The organism is Pseudomonas sp. TE3644 (assembly GCF_056278815.1).
In genome coordinates this window covers 6,800,750-6,823,287 of record NZ_JBWBQF010000001.1, presented here as the reverse complement: position 1 = coordinate 6,823,287, position 22,538 = coordinate 6,800,750, and the positions used below count along the sequence as shown (strand labels likewise).

The following is a 22,538-nucleotide window of genomic DNA, read 5'->3' as shown; positions in this document are numbered from 1 at the left end:
CGTCCTCTTCGCGGGCAGAGCCCGCTCCCACATGAAGACAGTTGCTGCTACAGGACCGCGTCGTCTGCATCGCGGCCAAGGCCGGCTCCTACCACGGACGGTGTAGGAGCCGACTTTAGTCGCGATGCAGGCGCCGCCAATTACCGGCTCTGCGCGTTCTTCAGGGAAATCTGGTCATTCAGGGTCCAGAAGTCATACAGCACGCCAATCAGGAACAACCCACCCGTCAACAGGTAGATCAGGCCACTGATCCACTTGCCCTGATACATCCGATGCACCCCGAACAAGCCCAGGAACGTCAGCAGCACCCACCCGGCGTTGTAGTCGGTCGGCCCAGCGATAAAACGCATGTCCGCCTCGCGGTCCATCGAGGGGATCAGGAACAGGTCAATCAGCCAGCCAATGCCGAACAGGCCGAAGGTGAAGAACCAGATCGTGCCCGTCACCGGCTTGCCGTAATAGAAACGATGAGACCCGGTAAAACCGAAAATCCACAACAGGTACCCCAGCACTTTGCTGTGGGTGTCCTGGTAGCGGCTGTCGTGCTGATAGCTGTTCATGATCGGCTTCGTACCCTCTGATAATTAAATTTTCTAAACATTTGTGTGACTTTTTTGTCGCTTGCCGACGTGTGGTTTTGTGACCGATCAGTCGGGCAAACCCTTGCCCCGCCTGACTTCCACAGAAATTTTGTGGGAATTTGCCGTTGTTTGATCACTTTTCGATCAGGATCACTGCCGACCAGCGGGTTAAAAACTGATCAAAAAGCTGTTATAAAGTTGCGCGCTTACCCACAAGAGCCTTGCCGAATGCGTCCATTTTTGAAGACATGGCTAACCATTTGCCTATTATTGCCACTGGCCGCCCACGCCACCAATCGTGAGCAACGACTACCCTCCGGCTTCACCGGTCACGCTGCAAAAACCGGTGCTGCGGAACACACATCCACCCCGGTAGACCGTACCGAGGTGATTGCCAGCAAAACCAGCAGCCGCAGCAAGAAGCAGTCGGGGCGTACCCGCCACGGTCGCAGCAACGCTGGCACCACCCCGGTAACGGGCCCGCTGGCGGGTGGGGGGGGGGGGGGGGGGGGGGGTGGGGGGGGGGGGGGGGGGGGGGGGGGGGGGGGGGGGGGGGGGGGGGGGGGGGGGGGGGGGGGGGGGGGTGGGGGGGGGGGGGGGGGGGGGGGGGGGGGGGGGGGGAGGGGGGGGGGGGGGGGGGGGGGGGGGGGGGGGGGGGGGGGGGGGGGGGGGGGGGGGGGGGGGGGGGGGGGGTGGGGGGGGGGGGGGGGGGGGGGGGGGGGGGGGGGGGGGGGGGGGGGGGGGGGGGGGGGGGGGGGGGGTGGGGGGGTGGGGGGGGGGGGGGGGGTGGGGGGTGGGGGGGGGGGGGGGGGGGGGGGGGGGGGGGGGGGGGGGGGGGGGGGGGGGGGGGGAGGGGGGGGGGGGGGGGGGGGGGGGGGGGGGGGGGGGGGGGGGGGGGGGGGGGGGGGGGGGGGGGGGGGGGGGGGGGGGGGGGGGGGGGTGGGGGGGGGGGGGGGGGGGGGGTGGGGGGGGGGGGGGGGGGGGGGGGGGGGTGGGGGGGGGGGTGGGGGGGGGGGGGGGGGGGGGGGGGGGGGGGGGGGGGGCCCAGATGTCGCCCAAGCAGAGCAGCGAAGTGCTGTCGCGCGCGGTCAACGTGCTGGGTACCCCTTATCGTTGGGGCGGCAGCAGCCCAAGTAAAGGGTTCGATTGCAGCGGTTTGGTGAAATACGCCTTCAATGACGTGCGCGCGGTCGATCTGCCGCGCACCTCCAATGCCATGGCCGCCGGCCACGGCCAGAAGGTTGATCAGAAGGACTTGAAGCCGGGCGACCTGCTGTTCTTCAACATCAAGAGCCGCCGGGTCAACCACGTGGCCATCTACCTGGGCAACGATCGCTTCATCCACGCGCCGCGTCGCGGCAAGTCGGTGACCATCGACACCCTGAACAAGCCTTACTGGCAGGAACACTACGTTGTTGCCAAGCGCGTTCTGCCAAAAGACCAGGCCATGCGCGTGGTCCAGCGCTGATTCAGCGTGAACCTGGCACCGGGCCTCTGTCCGGCGCCAGGTTCAACCCCTCCCTGGGCTCCGCGCCCGTGCTCGACTCCAGCTTGATCATCAGCCGCAGGTCATTGGCCGAATCGGCATAGGCCAGCGCGTCCTCGTAGCTGATCGCCTTCTCCCGGTACAACTCGTACAACGCCTGGTCCAGGGTGCGCATGCCTTGATCGTTGGTGCGGCGCATCAGCGTCTTCAGCCCCGGCACCTCGCCCTTGCGGATGCGGTCGGCCACCAGCGGCGTGTTCACCAGTATCTCCACCACGGCCCGGCGGCCAGCGCCATCGGGGGTGGGGATCAATTGCTGGGCAATCACCGCCTTCAGGTTCAGCGACAGCTCCATCCAGATCTGCCCATGCCGGTCCACCGGGAAGAAGCTGATCACCCGCTCCAGCGCCTGGTCGGCATTGGAAGCATGCAGGGTGGCCACGCACAGGTGCCCGGTTTCGGCAAAGCTCAAGGCCTGGCCCATGGTCTCGCGGCTGCGCACCTCGCCGATCATGATCACGTCCGGCGCCTGGCGCAGGGTGTTGCCCAGCGCCACCTCGAACGAGTCGGTGTCGATACCCACCTCGCGCTGGGTGACGATGCAGTTCTGGTGCTCATGCAAAAATTCGATGGGGTCCTCGATGGTGATGATGTGCCCTGTGCTGTTCTTGCTGCGATGATCAATCATTGCCGCCAGGGTTGAAGACTTGCCGGTACCCGTCGCGCCCACCACCAGTACCAGGCCGCGCTTGATCATCGACAGGCCTTTGAGGGTCTCGGGGAGCTTGAGTTCCTCAAAGGTGGGAATACGGCTTTCAATCCGACGGATAACCATCGCCGGCAAACTGCGCTGGCAATAAGCACTCACGCGGAACCGGCCGATGTCGCGGGCATGGATGGCAAAGTTGCACTCCCGACGCTCTGCGAACTCCAGGCGCTGCGCCTCGGTCATCAGGCCCAGCACCGCCTCGCGCACCTGCTCGGGGCTGAGGGCATTCTTGGTCACCGGCATGATCTTGCCGTGCACCTTGAGCGAGGGCGGTATCCCTGGGGTGATGAACAAGTCGGAACCGGCCTTGTCCACCATCAATCGCAGCAGCTTCTGGAATTCCATGTCCTGACCTCGTCAATCAGAAGTTGTCGGGGGTCTTGGCCTTCTCGCGTGCAGATTCACGGGCGATCAAGCCACGGCTGACCAAATCCTTGAGGCACATGTCCAGGGTCTGCATGCCGATGGAGCCACCGGTCTGGATGGACGAGTACATCTGCGCCACTTTGTCTTCGCGGATCAGGTTACGGATGGCCGGCGTGCCGATCATGATTTCGTGGGCAGCCACCCGGCCGCCGCCGATCTTCTTCAGCAGCGTCTGGGACACCACTGCCTGCAACGACTCCGACAGCATGGAGCGGACCATGGACTTTTCCTCGGCGGGGAACACGTCCACCACCCGGTCGATGGTCTTGGCGGCCGAGGTGGTGTGCAGGGTGCCGAACACCAGGTGGCCGGTCTCGGCGGCGGTCAGGGCCAGGCGGATGGTTTCCAGGTCGCGCATCTCGCCCACCAGGATGACGTCCGGGTCTTCACGCAGGGCCGAGCGCAGGGCGTTGGAGAAGCCCAGGGTGTCGCGGTGCACTTCACGCTGGTTGACCAGGCACTTCTTGGACTCGTGAACGAATTCGATCGGGTCTTCGATGGTAAGGATGTGATGGTGCTTGTTGTTGTTCAGGTAGTCGATCATCGCCGCCAGGGTGGTCGACTTTCCCGAACCGGTGGGGCCGGTGACCAGCACCAGGCCGCGCGGCACATCGGTAATTTTTCGAAACACATCGCCCATGCCCAGGTCTTCCATGGTCAGCACCTTGGAGGGAATGGTACGGAACACCGCGCCGGCGCCGCGGTTCTGGTTGAAGGCGTTGACCCGGAAACGCGCCACGCCGGGCACTTCGAACGAGAAGTCGGTCTCCAGGTATTCCTCGAAGTCCTTGCGCTGCTTGTCGTTCATGATGTCGTAGATCAGCTCGTGGACCTGTTTGTGGTCCAGCGGTGGCAAATTGATTCTACGTACATCACCATCGACCCGGATCATTGGCGGTAGACCGGCTGACAGGTGCAAGTCCGACGCGCCTTGCTTGGCGCTGAAAGCCAACAACTCAGTAATGTCCATGAGACTCCCCAAAAACAGACAAGCAGGTAGAATGCCCCGGACCCCAAGACCCGCTGGCACAAATTAATGTCCACGATAGCAGACAACGTTTTACGGGTAAGCGCCCGAATTGATGCCGCCGCGCACGCCGTGCAGCGCGACCCGGCCAGCATCGGCCTGCTGGCGGTCAGCAAGACCAAGCCTGCTGAAGCCGTTCGCGAGGCGTTCGCCGCCGGAATCAGCGAGTTCGGCGAAAATTACCTGCAGGAAGCCCTGGGCAAGCAGGAACAATTGACCGACCTGCCCTTGACTTGGCATTTCATCGGCCCCATTCAGTCAAACAAGACTCGTGCCATTGCCGAGCACTTTGCCTGGGTGCATTCCGTGGATCGCCTGAAAATTGCCCAACGCCTGTCCGAACAACGCCCGGCCGACTTGCCACCGCTGAACATCTGCATCCAGGTGAACGTCAGTGGCGAAGCCAGCAAGTCCGGCTGCACCCCGGCTGACCTGCCGGCCCTGGCCACGGCCATTGCCGCGCTGCCACGGCTGAAGCTGCGCGGCCTGATGGCGATCCCCGAACCCACCGAGGACCGCGCCGAACAAGACGCGGCCTTTGCCACCGTACGTACCTTGCAAGAAAGCCTGAACCTGCCACTGGACACGTTATCCATGGGCATGAGCCACGACCTGGAGTCGGCCGTCGCACAAGGCGCCACCTGGGTTCGCATCGGCACTGCCCTGTTCGGCGCCCGCGACTATGGCCAGCAGCCCTAGCGCGGGTACCTCCGCAACCTCTCAAGGACCTGTCATGAGCAAGACTCGTATTGCCTTCATCGGCGCCGGAAACATGGCTGCCAGCCTGATCGGCGGCCTGCGTGCAAAAGGCCTGGAAGCGGCGCAGATCCGCGCCAGCGACCCGGGCGCCGAGACCCGCGCGAAAATCACCGCCGAACACGGCATCGAGACCTTCGCCGACAACGGCCAGGCCATCGACGGCGCCGACGTGGTGGTGCTGGCGGTCAAGCCACAGGCCATGAAAGCCGTGTGCGAAGCCCTGCGCCCAAGCCTGGCACCCAACCAAGTGGTGGTGTCCATCGCCGCCGGCATCACCTGCGCCAGCATGACCCAATGGCTGGGCCAGCAGCCGATCGTGCGCTGCATGCCCAACACCCCGGCGCTGCTGCGCCAGGGCGTCAGCGGCCTGTACGCCACCGCGCAGGTCAGCCAGCAGCAACGCCAGCAGGCCGAAGACCTGCTGTCCGCCGTGGGCCTGGCCTTGTGGCTGGACCAGGAGCAACAGCTGGACGCCGTGACTGCCGTGTCCGGCAGTGGCCCGGCGTACTTCTTCCTGCTGATCGAAGCCATGACCGCCGCTGGCGAAAAGCTCGGCCTGCCGCGCGAAACCGCCGCCCAGCTGACCTTGCAGACTGCCCTGGGCGCCGCGCACATGGCGGTGTCCAGCGACGTCGACGCTGCCGAACTGCGCCGCCGCGTGACCTCGCCGGCCGGCACCACGGAAGCGGCAATCAAATCGTTCCAGGCCAACGGCTTTGAAGCCCTGGTGGAAAAGGCGCTGGGCGCCGCGGCACACCGCTCGGCCGAAATGGCCGAACAACTGGGCAAGTAAGGAGCTGACATGATTGGATTGAACACCGCAGGCATTTACATCATCCAGACCGTCGGCAGCCTGTACCTGCTGATCGTGCTGCTGCGTTTCGTGCTGCAACTGGTACGCGCCGACTTCTACAACCCGCTGAGCCAGTTCGCGGTGCGCGCCACCCAGCCGCTGCTCAAGCCTATCCGCCGCATCGTGCCCAGCCTGTTCGGGCTGGACATGTCGTCGCTGCTGCTGGCCATCGTGGTCCAGCTGATCGTGATGGGCCTGACCCTGCTGCTGGCCTATGGCACCACCGGTAACCCGCTGCAACTGCTGATCTGGTCGATCATTGGGGTCACGGCGCTGTTCCTGAAGATCTTCTTCTACGCCCTGATCATCAGCGTGATCCTGTCGTGGGTGGCGCCGGGCAGCCACAACCCGGGTGCCGAGTTGGTCAACCAGATCTGCGAACCGGCCCTGGCGCCGTTCCGCCGCATCCTGCCCAACCTGGGCGGCCTGGATATCTCGCCGATCCTGGCGTTCATGGTGCTCAAGCTGCTGGACATGCTGGTGATCAACAACCTGGCGGCCATGACCCTGATGCCGGATGTGCTGCGCATGCTGATCTGATGCACCGCGTCGCCCGTGACGCGGCCTTCGGCCGCTGCTACATAGCCTGTAGCAGCGGCCGTCAGGTCGCGTCCCAGGCGACGCGATGGGCATTGCTTGCCGCTGGGGTCGGGGGTCTTTAGACTTACGCCTCATTTATGCGAGAGCAGGGTCGATGTCCACTGTCTTCCCCGAAGATTCCGTCGGTTTAGTCACACCGCAAGTTGCCCATTTCAGCGAACCCCTGGCCCTGGCCTGCGGCCGCTCGCTGAACGCCTACGACCTCATCTACGAAACCTACGGCCAGCTCAATGCTGCCGCCAGCAACGCGATCCTGATCTGCCACGCGCTGTCGGGGCATCATCATGCCGCCGGCTACCACTCGGCCGACGACCGCAAGCCTGGCTGGTGGGACAGCTGCATCGGCCCCGGCAAGCCGATCGACACCAACAAGTTCTTCGTGGTGAGCCTCAACAACCTCGGCGGTTGCAACGGCTCCACCGGCCCCAGCAGCATCAACCCGGACACCGGCAAGCCGTTTGGCGCCGATTTCCCGGTGCTGACCGTGGAAGACTGGGTGCACAGCCAGGCGCGCCTGGCCGATGCCCTGGGCATCCACCAGTGGGCGGCCGTGGTCGGTGGCAGCCTGGGCGGCATGCAGGCCCAGCAATGGACCATCACCTACCCTGACCGCGTGCGCCACTGCGTGGCCATCGCCTCGGCGCCCAAGCTGTCGGCGCAGAACATCGCCTTCAACGAAGTGGCACGCCAGGCCATCCTCACCGACCCCGAGTTCCACGGCGGTTCGTTCCAGGAAGCGGGCGTGATCCCCAAGCGCGGGCTGATGCTGGCGCGCATGGTGGGCCACATCACTTACCTGTCGGACGACTCCATGGGCGAGAAATTCGGCCGTGGCCTGAAAAGCGAGAAGCTCAACTACGACTTTCACAGCGTGGAATTCCAGGTGGAAAGCTACCTGCGCTACCAAGGCGAAGAGTTCTCCGGGCGCTTCGACGCCAACACCTACCTGCTGATGACCAAGGCCCTGGACTACTTCGACCCGGCTGCCCAGCACGGCGACGACCTGGCCGAGACCTTCAAGGGCGCCACGGCGGACTTCTGCGTGATGTCCTTCACCACTGACTGGCGCTTCTCCCCGGCCCGTTCGCGGGAAATCGTCGACGCGCTGATGGCCGCGCGCAAGAACGTCTGCTACCTGGAGATCGATGCACCGCAAGGCCACGACGCCTTCCTGATCCCGATCCCCCGTTACCTGGCAGCGTTCAGCAGCTACATGAACCGAATTGCGATCTGAGGAAGCCATGAGAGCCGATCTTGAAATCATCCAGGACTGGATTCCGGCTGGCAGCCGCGTGCTCGACCTGGGTTGCGGCGACGGCGAACTGCTGGCGTGGCTGCGCGACAACAAGCGGGTGACCGGCTACGGCCTGGAAATCGATTCCGACAACATCAATGAATGTGTGCGCAAAGGCATCAACGTCATCGAGCAGGACCTGGACAAGGGCCTGGGCAACTTCGCCAGCAACAGCTTCGACGTGGTGGTCATGACCCAGGCCCTGCAGGCCGTGGAATACCCGGACCGCATCCTCGACGAAATGCTGCGCGTGGGCCGCCAGTGCATCATCACCTTCCCCAACTTCGGCCACTGGCGCTGCCGTTGGTACCTGGCGCGCAACGGGCGCATGCCGGTGTCGGACTTTCTACCGTATACCTGGTACAACACGCCGAACATCCACTTCTGCACGTTCAAGGACTTCGAGGAGCTGTGCAGCGAGCGCAGCGCCCAGGTACTCGACCGTCTGGCGGTAGACCATCAGCACAGGCATGGCTGGGCCAGTAAACTGTGGCCTAATCTGTTGGGTGAGATCGGCATTTACCGGGTCAACAGCCCGGGCCTGCAGGAGCACCGTCTGGCGGTGTGACCCTGCGTCCACCCTGGAGAATCATCATGCGTCGGCTTGCCCTGTTCCTGCTGTGCTGCTGCCTGGCCCTGCCAACCCTTGGGGCCGAGGCCGCCAGGCAAAACCGTCAGGAACAGTTCGGCGAGCTGACCGTGCATTACAATGCAATCGCCTCCAGCCTGTTGCAGCCGGCCATCGCCAAGGGCGCGGGGCTGATGCGCAGCAAGAACCTGGGCGTGCTGAACGTGGCGGTGGAAAAAGCCGGCAAGTCGTTCGCCGCCACCATCAGCGGCACCGTCAGCGGGCCGGATGGCAAGAAGGAAAAACTGACCTTCACCCAAGTGACCGAACAGGGCGCCGTTTCCTACGTTACGCAGTTCCAGATTCCGCAGGACGCGACCTACACCTTTGACTTGAGCATCAAGGCGGCCGGTGACACCAACCGCCTGAGCTTTGACCAAGAACTCTTTCCGGGCGACTCATGAACTTCACGCAACTCGTGCTGGCCAGCCACAACGCCGGCAAACTCAAGGAACTCCAGGCCATGCTGGGCGGCAGTGTGCAGCTGCGCGCGGTGGGCGAATTCAGCCAGGTAGAGCCGGAAGAAACTGGCCTGTCGTTCGTCGAGAACGCCATCCTCAAGGCCCGCAATGCCTCGCGCCTGTCCGGCCTGCCGGCCCTGGCCGACGACTCGGGCCTGGCGGTGGACTTCCTCGGCGGTGCGCCGGGCATCTACTCGGCGCGCTACGCCGACGGCCAGGGCGACGCGGCCAACAACGCCAAGCTGCTGGACGCCCTCAAGGACGTGCCGGACGCCGAGCGCGGCGCGCAGTTCGTCTGCGTGCTGGCCCTGGTGCGCCACGCCGATGACCCGCTGCCGATCCTGTGCGAAGGCCTGTGGCAGGGGCGCATCCTGCACGCCGCCAGCGGCGAGCATGGCTTTGGCTATGACCCGCTGTTCTGGGTGCCCGAGCGTGACTGCTCCAGCGCCGAGCTGAGCCCGGTGGAAAAGAACCAACTGAGCCACCGCGCCCGCGCCATGGCTATTCTGCGTCAACGCCTGAGCATTGCATGACCACCACCACGCTGTTTGCCGGTGAGGATGGTTTTTCCTCGGTGGCACCGCGGGCGCCGTTGCCCGTGCTGCCGCCCCTGGCCCTGTACATTCATATCCCGTGGTGCGTGCGCAAATGCCCGTATTGCGACTTCAACTCCCACGCCGCCAGCCCCGTGCTGCCGGAAGAAGAGTACGTCGACGCGTTGCTGGCCGACCTGGACATTGACCTGCCGGCCGCCTATGGCCGGCCGCTGAGCTCGATCTTCTTCGGCGGCGGTACGCCCAGTCTGTTCAGCGCCAAGGCGCTGGGGCGGCTGCTGGAAGGCGTGGAGCAACGCATTCCGTTCGCGCCCGACATCGAGATCACCCTGGAAGCCAACCCGGGTACCTTCGAGCAGGAAAAATTCAGCGCCTACCGCAAGCTGGGCATCAACCGCCTGTCCATCGGCATCCAGAGCTTCCAGGCCAGCAAGCTGCAAGCCCTGGGGCGCATCCACAACGGTGACGAGGCCATCCGCGCCGCCGACATGGCGCGCCAGGCCGGCTTCGACAACTTCAACATGGACCTGATGCACGGCCTGCCCGACCAGTCGCTGGAAGAGGCGCTGGACGACCTGCGCCAGGCCATCGCGCTCAAGCCCACGCATCTGTCCTGGTACCAGCTGACGCTGGAGCCCAACACGGTGTTCTGGAACCAGCCGCCGGTACTGCCTGAAGACGACACCCTGTGGGACATTCAGGAAGCCGGCCAGGCACTGCTGGCCGAGCACGGTTACGCCCAGTACGAAGTGTCCGCCTATGCCCAGCCGGGCAAGTCGGCGCGGCACAACCTCAACTACTGGAGCTTCGGCGACTTCATCGGCATCGGCGCCGGCGCCCACGGCAAGCTCAGCCACCCGGACGGGCGCATTGTGCGCACCTGGAAAACCCGGCTGCCCAAGGACTACCTGAACCCGGCCAAGCCGTACCAGGCCGGCGAGAAGCTGTTGCCGCTGGACGAATTGCCCTTCGAGTTCCTGATGAACGCCCTGCGCCTGACCGACGGCGTGGACGCCCAGCTTTACCCGCAGCGCACCGGTTTGACCCTGGAAAGCCTGGACGAAGGCCGCCGCCTGGCCGAACAAAAGGGTCTTTTGCAGGTCGAACCGTCGCGCCTGGTTGCCACGCCTCAGGGCCAGTTGTTTCTCAACGACCTGCTGCAGTACTTCTTGATCTAAGGATTGGCCAATGGAATTAGTGTTGAACCTGCTCGCCACCGTTTCGCGCTGGAGCCGCGGCAACCTGTCGGAAATCGCCCTGGCGCTGGTGGGTTGCCTGCTGGTGCTGTTCGGTGCGGATATCAAGGCCTGGCTGGACGCCCGCCTGGGGGGTATCGCCGGCGCATTGCGCGTACCGGTGATGGCGCTGGTGTGCTGCATCGGCAGCGGTGCGGCGTTGATCTATGCCACGCCGTGGGTGGTGAAGGGGTTGAGCCAGTTCAACAACTACAGCCTGGCGCCGGTGCTGTTGGTGGTGCTGGTGTTGATTGGCGTAGTCGCCGATCGCAAGTGATCTTGCGGACCTCTTCGCGGGCACGGCCCGCTCCTACAGGGATCGCGTAATCCTGTAGGAGCGGGCCGTGCCCGCGAAGGGTTCAACCCAATCTCGGATCAATCAACCTTTTCGAACTTCAAGTCCCACACACCATGCCCCAGGCGCTCACCACGGCGCTCGAACTTGGTGATCGGCCGCTCGGCCGGGCGTGGTACGCACTTGCCGTCTTCAGCCTGGTTGCGGTACCCCGGCGCCACGTTCATCACTTCCAGCATGTACTCGGCATAGGGTTCCCAGTCGGTGGCCATGTGCAGTATACCGCCCACTTTCAGCTTGCTGCGTACCAGTTCGGCGAAGGCCGGCTGCACGATGCGACGCTTGTGGTGGCGGCTTTTGTGCCACGGGTCCGGGAAGAACAGCATCAGGCGGTCCAGGCTGTTGTCGGCGACGCAGCGCTTGAGCACTTCGATGGCGTCGGTGTCGTAGACGCGCAGGTTCTTCAGGCCCTGGGTCAGCACGCCATTGAGCAGCGCACCCACACCCGGACGGTGTACCTCGATACCGATGAAGTCATGCTCAGGCGCCGCCGCAGCCATTTCCAGCAGCGAGTGGCCCATGCCGAAGCCGATTTCCACGGTACGCGGGGCGCTGCGGCCAAACACCTGGTCGTAGTCCACCGGCGCGTCGGCCAGCGGCAGCACGAACAGTGGCGCGCCCTGGTCCAGGCCGCGCTGCTGGCCTTCGGTCATGCGCCCGGCGCGCATCACGAAGCTCTTGATGGCGCGGTGTTGGCGCTGCTCGCCCTCGCCCTGCACGTCGTCGTTTTCCGGGGTCGGGGTATCTTGCGGTTCAGTCATGGTGGCTCTTACTTGATCAGACCATCCAGCGGCGAAGATGCGCTGGCATAGAGTTTTTTCGGCATGCGACCGGCCAGGTAGGCCATGCGGCCGGCGACGATGGCGTGCTTCATGGCACCGGCCATCATGATCGGGTCCTGGGCGTGGGCGATGGCCGAGTTCATCAGCACCGCCTCGCAGCCCAGTTCCATGGCGATGGTGGCGTCGGACGCGGTACCCACGCCTGCGTCGACCAGCACCGGCACCTTGGCTTCTTCCAGGATGATCTGCAGGTTGTACGGGTTGCAGATGCCCAGGCCGGTGCCGATCAGGCCAGCCAGCGGCATCACGGCGATGCAGCCGATTTCGGCCAGTTGGCGGGCGATGATCGGGTCATCACTGGTGTACACCATCACGTCGAAACCGTCCTTGACCAGCACTTCGGCGGCCTTGATGGTTTCGATCACGTTGGGGAACAGGGTCTTCTGGTCGGCCAGCACTTCCAGCTTCACCAGGTTGTGGCCGTCCAGCAGCTCACGGGCCAGGCGGCAGGTGCGCACGGCTTCCACCGCGTCGTAGCAACCGGCGGTGTTGGGCAGAATGGTGTAGCGGTCGGGCGGCAGCACGTCGAGCAGGTTGGGCTCGCCCGGGTTCTGGCCGATGTTGGTGCGGCGCACGGCCACGGTGACGATCTCGGCCCCCGAGGCTTCGATGGCCAGGCGGGTTTCTTCCAGGTCGCGGTACTTGCCGGTACCAACCAGCAGACGCGATTCGAAGGTACGGCCAGCCAGGATGAAGGGCTTGTCGGTACGCGGATTGCTCATCGTCGTTCCTCTCGGGGGTTGAAGGGGGGTGTGGACTTTGCGGCGGTCAGCCGCCGCCAATGGCATGGACCACTTCGACCTGGTCGCCTTCGCGCAGGGCGGTGGCTTCGTGCTGGCTGCGCGGCACGATGTCCAGGTTCAGTTCCACCGCCACCCGACGGCCCGTCAGTTCCAGGCGGGTCAGCAGCGCCGCGACGGTCTCGCCGTCCGGCAGTTCAAAGGTTTCACCGTTCAACTGAATGTGCATGCAGGCAGCAGCCATCATTTCAAAGGGGCAGGCATTCTAGCCCGTTCGCCGCTGGCGACCAACACAATCACGGGCCATTCGTCTCACGCCCTGCCCAGGTTCCAGGCCGCCATGCCCAGGCAGGCCCAGCCGGCCAGGAAACCCAGGCCGCCGAACGGGGTGATCACGCCGAACACGCGCACGCCGGTGAGGGTCAGCAGGTACAGGCTGCCGGAGAACAGCACGATGCCGATGCAGAACAGCACGCCGGCGGCATTGACCAGTCGGCTCGACAGCTGGGTGCTGAGCACCGCTACGGCCAGCAGCGCCAGGGCATGGACCAGCTGATAAGTGACGCCGGTATGGAACACCGCCAGGTAATCGCTGCTCAAACGATCCTTGAGGCCGTGGGCGGCGAACGCCCCCAGCCCTACCCCGGTGAATCCGAAAAAGGCAGCCAGCATGAGAAATTGTCGCAGCATCCAGGAACTCCGGTTCGATGGCACAGGGTCTGTATAATGGCCCGCTCAATGCGTCCGGCCAAGTCATCCATGCTCAATTCCGCGTTCACCCTGCTGCGTAAAGTGGCGATCTGGTTCGTCGTCGGCAGCGTCCTGCTGGTGGTGCTGTTTCGTTTCGTGCCGCCGCCGGGGACCATGCTGATGGTGGAGCGCAAGATCGAATCCTGGGTCGATGGCGAGCCCATCGACCTGCAGCGCAGCTGGCGGCCGTACGGCGAAATCTCCGACTCGCTGAAAATCGCCGTCATCGCCGGCGAAGACCAGCGCTTCGCCCAACACTGGGGTTTTGACTTCGACGCCATGCAGGCGGCCTTCCTGCACAACGAGCGCGGCGGCTCCATCCGTGGCGCCAGCACCCTCAGCCAGCAGGTGGCCAAGAACCTGTTCCTGTGGTCGGGGCGCAGCTACTTCCGCAAGGCGTTGGAGGCGTGGTTCACCGCGCTGATCGAGACCTTCTGGTCCAAGCAGCGGATTTTGGAGGTGTACCTCAACAGCGTGGAATGGGATGACGGCGTGTTCGGTGCCGAGGCGGCGGCGCGGCATCACTTCGGCGGGAATGCCGGCACCCTCTCGAACCAGCAGGCCAGCCTGTTGGCGGCCGTGCTGCCTAACCCGCGGGTGTGGAGTGCGAGCCATCCGAGTACTTACGTGGCTCGTCGGGCGGGGTGGATTCGTACGCAGATGGGGCAACTGGGCGGCTCGGCTTACCTGACCGATCTCAACCATTCGCGCAGTGCTACGCCCTGGGCGATGTAAAACAACGTAGCCGCTGCCGCAGGCTGCGCTGGCCCTGTGCCTCGCTGAAGATCTCCAGCGTATGAAAGGGCCAGCGCAGCCTGGCGGCAGCGGCTACAAAAAAGCCCCGGCACATGGCCGGGGCTTTTTTGTTCAGCGGCTGAATCAGGCTGCGATCGACACCTTCAGCTTGTTCATCGCGCTCTTCTCGAGCTGGCGGATACGCTCCGCCGACACGTTGTATTTCTCGGCCAACTCATGCAGCGTGGCCTTTTCCTCGGCCAGCCAGCGCTGGTAGAGGATGTCACGGCTGCGGTCGTCCAGCACTTCCAGGGCTTCGTGCAGGTTGCTGTTGGAGTTGTCACTCCAGTCGGCATCCTCCAGCTGACGCGCCGGGTCGTAGCGGTGGTCTTCCAGGTAGTTGGCCGGCGATTGGAAGGCGCTGTCGTCGTCCGCTTCCGCGGCCGGGTCGAAGGCCATGTCATGGCCGGTCAGGCGGCTTTCCATCTCGCGCACTTCACGCGGCTCCACGCCCAGGCTTTCGGCCACGCGGTGGACTTCCTCGTTGTTCAGCCAGGCCAGACGCTTTTTCTGGCTGCGCAGGTTGAAGAACAGCTTGCGCTGCGCCTTGGTGGTGGCCACCTTGACGATGCGCCAGTTGCGCAGGATGAACTCGTGGATTTCCGCCTTGATCCAGTGCACCGCAAAGGACACCAGGCGTACGCCCATTTCCGGGTTGAAGCGCTTCACGGCCTTCATCAGGCCGACGTTGCCTTCCTGGATCAGGTCGGCCTGTGCCAGACCGTACCCCGAATAGCTGCGTGCGATGTGCACGACAAAACGCAGGTGGGCGAGCACCATCTGCCGAGCCGCCCCAAGATCCTGCTCATAGTAGAGACTCTCGGCCAGTTCACGCTCCTGCTCGGGCGTCAGCAATGGAATGCTGTTCACCGTGTGCACATAGGCTTCCAGGTTCTGACCCGGGACCAAGGCATACGCAGGTTGCAAAGAAGTGGTCATACGAAAAAACCTCCGACTCACGAATTTGTGCATTAAAGCACAGACGCATAGACCGGGAACCGCTAAACAAGTTCCCTAAACTTAATTTCACCAAAGGTCAATGCAGAAACACGAATATTTCAACAAATTACCGAGGAGCGAGCTCGCGCAAATGGCGGGCCACTGCAATCCACGCACCGATATACCCTAACAATAGGGCGCCAAGCAAGAGTGACAGACCATCGGACGACGGAACCCCGGCCAGTGCAAAGTCACTGCCATACAGCCCGGAAAGCCCCACAACCGCGTCATTCAGCCAATCCAGGCCGAAAGCCAGCACGCCCCAGGCAAAAACGCCGCCGCCCAGGCCATAAATCGCCCCCATATAGAGAAACGGCCTACGCACGTAGGCGTCAGTACCGCCCACCAGCTTGATGACCTCGATTTCGGTGCGACGGTTCTCGATGTGCAGACGAATGGTATTGCCCACCACCAGCAGCAACGCCGACACCAGCAGCACGGTCAGGCCGAACACGAAGCGATCACCCAGCTTGAGGATGGCCGCCAGGCGCTCTACCCACACCAGGTCAAGTTGCGCCTGCTGCACTTTGGGCAGGTCGGCCAGTTGCGAGCGCAGGGCTTCCAGCGCCGCCTTGTCAATTTCCAGCGGAGTCACCACGACCACGCCCGGCAAGGGGTTGTCTGGCAGCTCTTTCAACGCCTCGCCCAGCCCGGACTGCTGCTGGAACTCGCCCAGCGCCTTGTCCTTGCTGATGAACTCGGCATCGGCCACGCCGTTGAGCCCCTTGATCTGAGTGACCAGGGCCTCGCCGTCGCGATTGTTGGCGTTCATGTCCAGATACAGCGAGATCTGCGCCGCACGCTGCCAGGAGCCGCCCAGCCGCTCGACGTTCTTGAGCAACAGCGACAGGCCCATGGGCAGGCTCAGGGCCACAGCCATCACCAGGCAAGTGAAGAAGCTGCCGAACGGCTGCTTGGCCAGGCGCTTGAGGCTGTCGTGCAGGCTGGCGCGGTGGCTTTCCACCCACGCCTTGAACAGGGTGGCGAAGTCCGGGCCGTCGTCCTGCTGTTGCTGCTGTTTCTTCGACGGTGGCGGCTCGGCGGCCTTGGGCGCCACGCGGTCGGTTACCTTGGGGCTGCGGGTGGAGCTCATTGCGCCACCTCCGCGTCACCGTCGCCGATCAGGCGGCCGCGTTGCAGGGTCAGCATGCGGTGACGCATGCGCGCGATCAGCGCCAGGTCATGGCTGGCGATCAGCACGCTGGTGCCCAGCCGGTTGATGTCTTCGAATACACCCATGATTTCCGCTGCCAGTCGTGGGTCGAGGTTACCGGTCGGTTCGTCCGCCAGCAGCAAGGCCGGACGGTGAACGATGGCCCGGGCGATGCCGACGCGCTGTTGCTGGCCGGTTGACAGGTCGCCTGGGTAGAGGTCGCCCTTGTCGGACAGCGACACGCGCTCCAGCGCCGAGTCCACGCGCTTGGCGATCTCGGGCTTGGACAGCCCGAGAATCTGCAGCGGCAGGGCGATGTTGTTGAACACCGTGCGGTCGAACAGCAACTGGTGGTTCTGGAACACCACGCCGATCTGGCGGCGCAGGTACGGGATCTGCGCGTTGCTGATCTGGCCCAGGTCCTGGCCGGCCAGGAGCAGTTTGCCCGAGGTCGGTCGTTCCATGGCCAGCAGCAGGCGCAACAGGGTGCTTTTACCGGCACCGGAGTGGCCGGTGACAAACAGAAACTCGCCGCGACGCACTCGAAAGCTCAGCTCATGCAAGCCGACGTGTCCGTTCGGATAGCGTTTACCGACCTGTTCGAAACGAATCATGAACGCTCCCGCTCGGCAAACAGTGCCTGGACAAAGGGTTCTGCTTCAAAGGTACGCAAATCGTCGATGCCTTCGCCCACGCCGATGTAACGAATCGGCAGGCCGAACTGCTTGGCCAGGGCGAAGATCACGCCGCCCTTGGCGGTACCGTCGAGCTTGGTCAGGGCCAGGCCGGTCAGGGCCACGGTGTTGTTGAATTGCTTGGCCTGGTTGATGGCGTTCTGGCCGGTGCCGGCGTCCAGCACCAGCAGCACTTCGTGCGGCGCGTCGGCGTCGAGCTTGCCGATCACCCGGCGAACCTTCTTCAGCTCTTCCATCAGGTTGTCTTTGGTGTGCAGGCGGCCGGCGGTGTCGGCGATCAGCACATCAATGCCACGGGCCTTGGCGGCCTGCACGGCGTCGAAGATCACCGAAGCGGAGTCAGCGCCGGTGTGCTGGGCGATGACCGGGATCTTGTTGCGCTCGCCCCACACTTGCAGCTGCTCAACGGCGGCGGCACGGAAGGTGTCACCGGCGGCCAGCATGACTTTCTTGCCTTCCAGCTGAAGCTTCTTGGCCAGTTTGCCGATGGTGGTGGTCTTGCCGGCGCCGTTGACGCCCACCACCAGGATCACGAACGGCTTGTTCTGCGACACCACTTTGAGCGGCTGTTCAACAGGGCGCAGCAGGTCGGTCAGTTCGCCTTGCAGCGACTTGTACAGCGCGTCACTGTCGGCCAACTGCTTGCGTGCCACCTTCTGGGTCAGGCTCTGGACGATCACCGAAGTGGCCTCCACGCCCACGTCGGCGGTCAGCAGGCGGGTTTCGATTTCTTCCAGCAGGTCATCGTCGATGACCTTTTTGCCCATGAACAGGCTGGCCATGCCCTCGCCCAGGCTGGCGCTGGTCTTGGCCAGGCCCTGCTTGAGGCGGGTGAAGAAGCCGACTTTGGCGGCTTCGCTTTGGGCGACCGGCTCTTGCTCAGGGGCAGGCTCTGGCTGGGGTTCGGGAACCACGACAGGCGCTGGAGCTACGACCACCGGGGCAGGTTGAGGCTCGACCACGGGCGCCGGAGCAACCACAGGGGCGGGCTCGATGACCGGTTCGGCGACCGGCGCAGGCTCGAATGCCACGGGTGCAGGGGCGGGCTCTGGTTCGACCGCCACCGGCTCTGGCTCGAAAGCCACCGGGGCATGCTCAGGCGCGGCAATCACCGGCTCAGGTACCACAACCGGCTCCACTACCACCGGCTCAGGCATCGGCGCGATCGGCGGCGGCTCCAGGGCTTCAAGTTCCGGCACCAGTGCCACCGGCTCTTCAGGCACGGGCAGCACCAGGCCGACCGGCGCAGGCGCAGCCTCGGCCACAGGCTCGATGACCACCTGGGGCGCAGGCTCGGCAACGATCTGCGGTGCAGGTTCGGCGATCACCTGCGGCGCAGGCGCCACGACAGGTTCCGGCGCGACCTCGACAACACTCTCGGGCGCTACGGTTTCAGGGGCTTTGGGCTGTTCAACCGCTTCTTGCGCAGGCTTTTTGCGCAGCCAGCCGAACAGGCCTTTCTTCTCGGGGGACTTTTTGTCGTCGTTGGAACCAAACATGGAGGACGGCTATCTCAAGGTAGCGACGCGCCAATGCGGCGCCTCAGGAAATTCTAATAACGCAGAACAGACTGTATTTTTCCCGGCTCGTTCATGCGCAACATTTTGTAGAGAGCCCGCAGGCCTTCTCTGCAACCAGGCATGGTCGCCAGGTAACCGGATCAGTATCCTAGCACCTCCTCGCCCGTGGACGCTAAGACCAAGCGGGCAGTCCGACAGGTTAAAAAACGAATGAATGCTCTAGCCCGCCGTGCCGCCGGCCTGCTGTTCAGCTCGGTTTGTCTGCCATTTGCCGCCTTGGCCGCCGATCCGCAACCCACCACAGAGTTCACCCTGGACAACGGCCTGAAGGTCGTGGTGCGCGAAGACCATCGCGCGCCCGTGGTGGTTTCGCAAATCTGGTACAAGGTCGGCTCCAGTTACGAGACGCCCGGCCAGACCGGCCTTTCCCACGCCCTGGAACATATGATGTTCAAGGGCAGCGAGAAACTGGGCCCCGGCGAAGCCTCGCGCGTGCTGCGTGACCTGGGCGCCGAGGAGAACGCCTTCACCAGCGACGACTACACCGCCTTCTATCAAGTGCTGGCCAAGGACCGCCTGCCGGTGGCCCTGGAGCTTGAGGCCGACCGCATGGCCACCCTGAAACTGCCGGCCGACGAGTTCAGCCGCGAAATCGAGGTGATCAAGGAAGAGCGGCGCATGCGCACCGACGACAAGCCCAGCGCCAAGGCCTTCGAGCTATTCAAGGCCATGGCCTACCCGGCCAGCGGCTACCACACGCCGACCATCGGCTGGATGGCCGACCTGGACCGCATGAAAATCGAGGAACTGCGCGACTGGTACAAGGCCTGGTACGTGCCCAACAACGCCACCCTGGTGGTGGTCGGCGACGTCACCCCCGATCAGGTCAAGGCCCTGGCCCAGCGCTTCTTCGCCGGCATCGCGCGCCGCGCCACGCCACCCAGCAAGATCCCGCTGGAACTGGCCGAGCCGGGCGAACGGCAGATCACCGTGCACGTGAAGACCGAGCTGCCAAGCGTGGTCTACGGCTTCAACGTGCCAGGCCTGGCCACCGCCGCCAACCCTCGCGACGCCCAGGCCCTGCGCCTGATCTCGGCGCTGCTGGACGGCGGCTACAGCGCGCGCCTGTCCACGCAGCTTGAACGCGGCGAAGAGCTGATCACCGGTGGTTCGGCCAGCTACAACCCGTTCAGCCGCGGCGACAGCCTGTTCATGTTGTCGGCCACGCCCAACCAGCAGAAGAAAAAGACCCTGGCCGACGTCGAGAAAGGCTTCTGGCGCCTGCTGGACCAGCTCAAGACCAAGCCGCCTACCGCCGAGGAACTGGAACGCGTGCGCGCCCAGGTCATCGCCGGGCTGGTCTACGAGCGTGACTCGATCAGCAGCCAGGCCACCACCATCGGCCAGCTGGAAACCGTGGGCCTGTCGTGGAAGCTGATGGACACCGAACTGGATGACATCAAGAGCGTCACCCCCCAGGACATCCAGAACGCCGCCCGCACCTACTTCACCAAGTCGCGCCTGAGCGTCGCCCACGTACTGCCAGAGGAATCGGCGCATGAATAAGCGCAATCAACCCCGCTTCGCCCTGCTGGGCGCGGCGCTGCTGGCCGCGCTGGTGACCGGCCAGGCCGTGGCCGAGACCGCCGCCGCCCCGGCGCCGCTGGACAACCTGCAGACGCTCAAGGAGCTGGACGGCAAGGCGCCCAGCCACCGCACCCTGGACATCCAGACCTGGCGCACCGCCCAAGGCTCGAAAGTGATGTTCGTCGAAGCGCACCAGCTGCCGATGTTCGACATGCGCCTGACCTTCGCCGCTGGCAGCAGCCAGGACCAGAAGACCCCAGGCATCGCCCTGCTGACCAACGCCATGCTCAATGAAGGCGTGGCCGGCAAGAACGTCGAAGCCATCGCCCAGGGCTTTGAAGGCCTGGGCGCCGACTTCAGCAACGGCGCCTACCGCGACATGGCCGTGGCCTCGCTGCGCAGCCTCAGCGCCAGCGACAAGCGCGAACCGGCGCTGAAGCTGTTCGCCGATGTGGTGGGCAAGCCGACCTTCCCGGCCGACTCCATGGCGCGCATCAAGAACCAGCTGCTGGCCAGCTTCCAGTATCAGAAGCAGAGCCCCGGCAAACTGGCCGGCAACGAGCTGTTCAGCCGTCTGTATGGTGACCATCCGTACGCGCACCCAAGCGATGGCGATGCCAAGTCCGTGACCGCCATCACTGCCCAGCAGTTGCGTGCCTTCCACAACCGCGCCTACGCGGCGGGTAATGCGGTGATCGCCATCGTCGGTGACCTGTCGCGCGAGGAAGCCGAGAAAATTGCCGAGCAAGTCTCGTCTGCACTGCCCAAGGGTCCGGCCCTGGCCCTGATGCCTGCACCCCAGGCACCCAAGCCCGGCCTGACCCACATCGAGTTCCCCTCCAAGCAGACCACCATGCTGCTGGCCGAACTGGGCATCACCCGCGACGATCCGGACTATGCAGCGCTGTCCATGGGCAACCAGATTCTGGGCGGTGGCACCTTCGGTACCCGCCTGATGAGCGAAGTGCGCGAGAAGCGCGGCCTGACCTACGGCATCTATTCGGGCTTCACCCCGATGCAGGCACGTGGGCCGTTCTCGATCAGCCTGCAAACCCGGGCCGAGCTGAGCGAAGGCACGCTGAAACTGGTGCAGGACATTCTGCGTGACTACCTCAAGACCGGCCCTAGCCAGCAGGAGCTGGACGCGGCCAAGCGCGAGCTGGCAGGCAGTTTCCCGCTGTCCACGGCAAGCAATTCGAGCATCGTCGGGCAATTGGGGGCCATTGGCTTCTATAATCTGCCGCTGAGCTTCCTCGAAGACTTTATGCAGCAGTCCCAGAACCTGACCATCGAGCAGGTCAAGGACGCGCTCAACCGCCACCTGGATGCCGACAAGCTGGTGATCGTCACCACCGGCCCCACCGTGGCCCAGAAGCCGCTGCCACCCCCTACTGACAAACCCCAGGAACAACCCATGGGCGTTCCGGAGCATTAATGGCACATCCCCCTGCAAAACCTGTGAAACACAACGGCCAGGGCCAGCTGCGCATCATTGGCGGCCAATGGCGCAGCCGCAAGCTGAGCTTCCCCGACGGCCCGGGCCTGCGCCCCACGCCTGACCGGGTGCGTGAAACCCTGTTCAACTGGCTGGCGCCTTACATCAACGGCGCCAAGGTGCTGGACCCCTTCAGCGGCAGCGGCGCGCTGTACCTGGAAGCGCTGTCGCGTGGCGCCAGCATGGGCCTGGCCCTGGACAGCAACGCCCAGGCCATCGCCAGCCTGCGCAGCAACCTGGACCTGCTCAACTGCGCCACCGGCCAGTTGCTGCAAAGCGATGCGTTGCGCTACCTGGAAACCCAGGCGGCCAGCGCCTTCGACCTGGTGTTCCTTGACCCGCCGTTCCATCAGAACCTGTTGCCGGCGGCGTGCGAGCTGCTGGAAACACGCGGCTGGCTGAGCGAACACGCCTGGGTGTACACCGAAAGCGAAACGCCACCCTCGACCTTGCAGTTGCCTGCCAACTGGCGCCTGCACCGCGAGAAAAAAGCCGGCCAGGTCTACTACGCCCTCTGGCAGCGCGGATGAGTTGTGGGAGCTGGCAGCAGCAACTGTCTTGAAACCGCGTCGTCTGTATCGCGACTAAAGTCGGCTCCTACCCCGTCCGTGGTAGGAGCCGGCCTTGGCCGCGATGCAGACGACGCGGTCCTGTAGCAGCTGCCGCAGGCTGCGTCACGGTGCACGCGGTAAGTCAGGCACTTCGCGGTGGCCGTGACGCGGCCTGGCGGCCGCTGCTACAGGTGCGGCTACATAGTTACCGCCTGGCGCTGCCAGCGCTGCGGCAGCCTCTGCCCTCGTCATCCATCGATCACGAGGGCCCTCCCCATGCGCTGCCCCCCTTTGAAAAAATCCACCCTGTCACTGCTGATCATCACCACCGGCATGCTCTTGGCCGCCACCCACGCACTCACCTACCAATAAACGCGATACAG

General features: G+C 64.4%; 24 protein-coding genes and 2 pseudogenes. 15 read left to right on the top strand and 11 right to left on the bottom strand.

The genetic code is table 11. The annotated features are described in order from the left end of the window. Positions 1 to 140: 140 nt before the first annotated feature. Entirely contained in the window at positions 141 to 560 is a 420-nt protein-coding gene (locus ACZ9GA_RS30460; protein WP_457358483.1) for an NINE protein, read from the bottom strand. A gap of 249 nt (positions 561 to 809) precedes the next feature. On the opposite strand from ACZ9GA_RS30460, the pseudogene ACZ9GA_RS30455 reads away from it, so the two are divergent. Beyond that, positions 810 to 923, top strand: a pseudogene (locus ACZ9GA_RS30455) (peptidase P60); the annotation flags it as partial. Positions 924 to 1,629: 706 nt separating this feature from the next. Next, a pseudogene (locus ACZ9GA_RS30450) lies at positions 1,630 to 2,049 on the top strand (C40 family peptidase); the annotation flags it as partial. 1 nt (position 2,050) lies between these two features. Here the strand turns inward: ACZ9GA_RS30450 and ACZ9GA_RS30445 are convergent. Further along, a complete protein-coding gene (locus ACZ9GA_RS30445; protein WP_457358487.1) occupies positions 2,051 to 3,181 on the bottom strand; it encodes a PilT/PilU family type 4a pilus ATPase in 1,131 nt (376 codons plus the stop codon). A gap of 16 nt (positions 3,182 to 3,197) precedes the next feature. Beyond that, the gene (locus ACZ9GA_RS30440; protein ID WP_457358488.1) at positions 3,198 to 4,232 is read right to left on the bottom strand and encodes a type IV pilus twitching motility protein PilT; all 1,035 of its coding nucleotides are present in this window, start codon (positions 4,230 to 4,232) and stop codon (positions 3,198 to 3,200) included. A gap of 66 nt (positions 4,233 to 4,298) precedes the next feature. On the opposite strand from ACZ9GA_RS30440, the gene ACZ9GA_RS30435 reads away from it, so the two are divergent. The 9 genes from ACZ9GA_RS30435 (at position 4,299) to ACZ9GA_RS30395 (ending at position 10,950) form a co-directional block, all read left to right on the top strand. Next, the gene (locus ACZ9GA_RS30435; protein ID WP_457358490.1) at positions 4,299 to 4,988 is read left to right on the top strand and encodes a YggS family pyridoxal phosphate-dependent enzyme; all 690 of its coding nucleotides are present in this window, start codon (positions 4,299 to 4,301) and stop codon (positions 4,986 to 4,988) included. Positions 4,989 to 5,022: 34 nt separating this feature from the next. Then, positions 5,023 to 5,841 carry a pyrroline-5-carboxylate reductase gene (proC, locus tag ACZ9GA_RS30430; RefSeq protein WP_457358492.1) on the top strand — a complete coding sequence of 273 codons (819 nt, stop codon included), beginning with the start codon at positions 5,023 to 5,025 and terminating at the stop codon, positions 5,839 to 5,841. Positions 5,842 to 5,850: 9 nt separating this feature from the next. After that, positions 5,851 to 6,441 carry a YggT family protein gene (locus ACZ9GA_RS30425; protein ID WP_457358494.1) on the top strand — a complete coding sequence of 197 codons (591 nt, stop codon included), beginning with the start codon at positions 5,851 to 5,853 and terminating at the stop codon, positions 6,439 to 6,441. A gap of 154 nt (positions 6,442 to 6,595) precedes the next feature. Beyond that, positions 6,596 to 7,735, top strand: coding sequence for a homoserine O-succinyltransferase MetX (gene metX, locus ACZ9GA_RS30420; protein ID WP_457358496.1), 1,140 nt, complete (start codon positions 6,596 to 6,598; stop codon positions 7,733 to 7,735). A gap of 7 nt (positions 7,736 to 7,742) precedes the next feature. Then, entirely contained in the window at positions 7,743 to 8,363 is a 621-nt protein-coding gene (gene metW, locus ACZ9GA_RS30415) for a methionine biosynthesis protein MetW (protein WP_457358498.1), read from the top strand. Positions 8,364 to 8,389: 26 nt separating this feature from the next. Next, positions 8,390 to 8,827, top strand: a complete 438-nt coding sequence (locus tag ACZ9GA_RS30410) for a DUF4426 domain-containing protein (RefSeq protein ID WP_457358499.1) — start codon at positions 8,390 to 8,392, stop codon at positions 8,825 to 8,827. Further along, positions 8,824 to 9,417, top strand: a complete 594-nt coding sequence (rdgB, locus tag ACZ9GA_RS30405) for an RdgB/HAM1 family non-canonical purine NTP pyrophosphatase (protein ID WP_457358501.1) — start codon at positions 8,824 to 8,826, stop codon at positions 9,415 to 9,417. Before ACZ9GA_RS30410 ends, rdgB begins: the two co-directional genes overlap by 4 nt. Then, positions 9,414 to 10,616: a radical SAM family heme chaperone HemW gene (gene hemW, locus ACZ9GA_RS30400; protein WP_457358503.1), complete on the top strand. Its 1,203-nt coding sequence runs from the start codon at positions 9,414 to 9,416 to the stop codon at positions 10,614 to 10,616. Before rdgB ends, hemW begins: the two co-directional genes overlap by 4 nt. Positions 10,617 to 10,626: 10 nt before the next feature. Next, positions 10,627 to 10,950: a DUF3392 domain-containing protein gene (locus ACZ9GA_RS30395; RefSeq protein WP_027980165.1), complete on the top strand. Its 324-nt coding sequence runs from the start codon at positions 10,627 to 10,629 to the stop codon at positions 10,948 to 10,950. Positions 10,951 to 11,048: 98 nt separating this feature from the next. Here the strand turns inward: ACZ9GA_RS30395 and trmB are convergent, their stop codons facing one another. The 4 genes from trmB to ACZ9GA_RS30375 form a co-directional block, all read right to left on the bottom strand. Further along, positions 11,049 to 11,696 (bottom strand): tRNA (guanosine(46)-N7)-methyltransferase TrmB, encoded by a 648-nt coding sequence (trmB, locus tag ACZ9GA_RS30390; protein ID WP_457363618.1) that lies wholly within the window; start codon positions 11,694 to 11,696, stop codon positions 11,049 to 11,051. 101 nt (positions 11,697 to 11,797) lie between these two features. Then, positions 11,798 to 12,592: a thiazole synthase gene (locus tag ACZ9GA_RS30385; protein ID WP_027980163.1), complete on the bottom strand. Its 795-nt coding sequence runs from the start codon at positions 12,590 to 12,592 to the stop codon at positions 11,798 to 11,800. A 46-nt stretch (positions 12,593 to 12,638) separates the two neighbouring features. Then, the gene (gene thiS, locus ACZ9GA_RS30380; protein WP_027980162.1) at positions 12,639 to 12,839 is read right to left on the bottom strand and encodes a sulfur carrier protein ThiS; all 201 of its coding nucleotides are present in this window, start codon (positions 12,837 to 12,839) and stop codon (positions 12,639 to 12,641) included. An 83-nt stretch (positions 12,840 to 12,922) separates the two neighbouring features. Beyond that, positions 12,923 to 13,300 carry a DUF423 domain-containing protein gene (locus tag ACZ9GA_RS30375; RefSeq protein WP_457358505.1) on the bottom strand — a complete coding sequence of 126 codons (378 nt, stop codon included), beginning with the start codon at positions 13,298 to 13,300 and terminating at the stop codon, positions 12,923 to 12,925. A gap of 69 nt (positions 13,301 to 13,369) precedes the next feature. Between ACZ9GA_RS30375 and mtgA the strand changes: the two genes are divergently transcribed. Beyond that, on the top strand, positions 13,370 to 14,095 hold the full coding sequence (gene mtgA / locus ACZ9GA_RS30370; RefSeq protein ID WP_457363619.1) for a monofunctional biosynthetic peptidoglycan transglycosylase: 726 nt from the start codon (positions 13,370 to 13,372) through the stop codon (positions 14,093 to 14,095). A 144-nt stretch (positions 14,096 to 14,239) separates the two neighbouring features. On the opposite strand, the gene rpoH is transcribed toward mtgA, so the two are convergent. From rpoH to ftsY, 4 genes are all read right to left on the bottom strand, one after another. Next, a complete protein-coding gene (rpoH, locus tag ACZ9GA_RS30365) occupies positions 14,240 to 15,094 on the bottom strand; it encodes an RNA polymerase sigma factor RpoH (protein ID WP_027980159.1) in 855 nt (284 codons plus the stop codon). 127 nt (positions 15,095 to 15,221) lie between these two features. Next, on the bottom strand, positions 15,222 to 16,247 hold the full coding sequence (gene ftsX / locus ACZ9GA_RS30360) for a permease-like cell division protein FtsX (RefSeq protein WP_457358507.1): 1,026 nt from the start codon (positions 16,245 to 16,247) through the stop codon (positions 15,222 to 15,224). After that, positions 16,244 to 16,921: a cell division ATP-binding protein FtsE gene (gene ftsE / locus ACZ9GA_RS30355; protein WP_027980157.1), complete on the bottom strand. Its 678-nt coding sequence runs from the start codon at positions 16,919 to 16,921 to the stop codon at positions 16,244 to 16,246. Before ftsE ends, ftsX begins: the two co-directional genes overlap by 4 nt. Then, positions 16,918 to 18,501, bottom strand: a complete 1,584-nt coding sequence (gene ftsY / locus ACZ9GA_RS30350; RefSeq protein WP_457358509.1) for a signal recognition particle-docking protein FtsY — start codon at positions 18,499 to 18,501, stop codon at positions 16,918 to 16,920. Before ftsY ends, ftsE begins: the two co-directional genes overlap by 4 nt. A 231-nt stretch (positions 18,502 to 18,732) precedes the next feature. Between ftsY and ACZ9GA_RS30345 the strand changes: the two genes are divergently transcribed. The 3 genes from ACZ9GA_RS30345 to rsmD are packed head-to-tail and all read left to right on the top strand — an operon-like array spanning position 18,733 to position 22,134. Continuing rightward, positions 18,733 to 20,088 (top strand): M16 family metallopeptidase, encoded by a 1,356-nt coding sequence (locus tag ACZ9GA_RS30345; protein WP_455923887.1) that lies wholly within the window; start codon positions 18,733 to 18,735, stop codon positions 20,086 to 20,088. Continuing rightward, positions 20,081 to 21,544: a M16 family metallopeptidase gene (locus ACZ9GA_RS30340; RefSeq protein ID WP_457358511.1), complete on the top strand. Its 1,464-nt coding sequence runs from the start codon at positions 20,081 to 20,083 to the stop codon at positions 21,542 to 21,544. Before ACZ9GA_RS30345 ends, ACZ9GA_RS30340 begins: the two co-directional genes overlap by 8 nt. After that, entirely contained in the window at positions 21,544 to 22,134 is a 591-nt protein-coding gene (gene rsmD, locus ACZ9GA_RS30335; RefSeq protein ID WP_457358513.1) for a 16S rRNA (guanine(966)-N(2))-methyltransferase RsmD, read from the top strand. Before ACZ9GA_RS30340 ends, rsmD begins: the two co-directional genes overlap by 1 nt. Positions 22,135 to 22,538 lie beyond the last annotated feature (404 nt).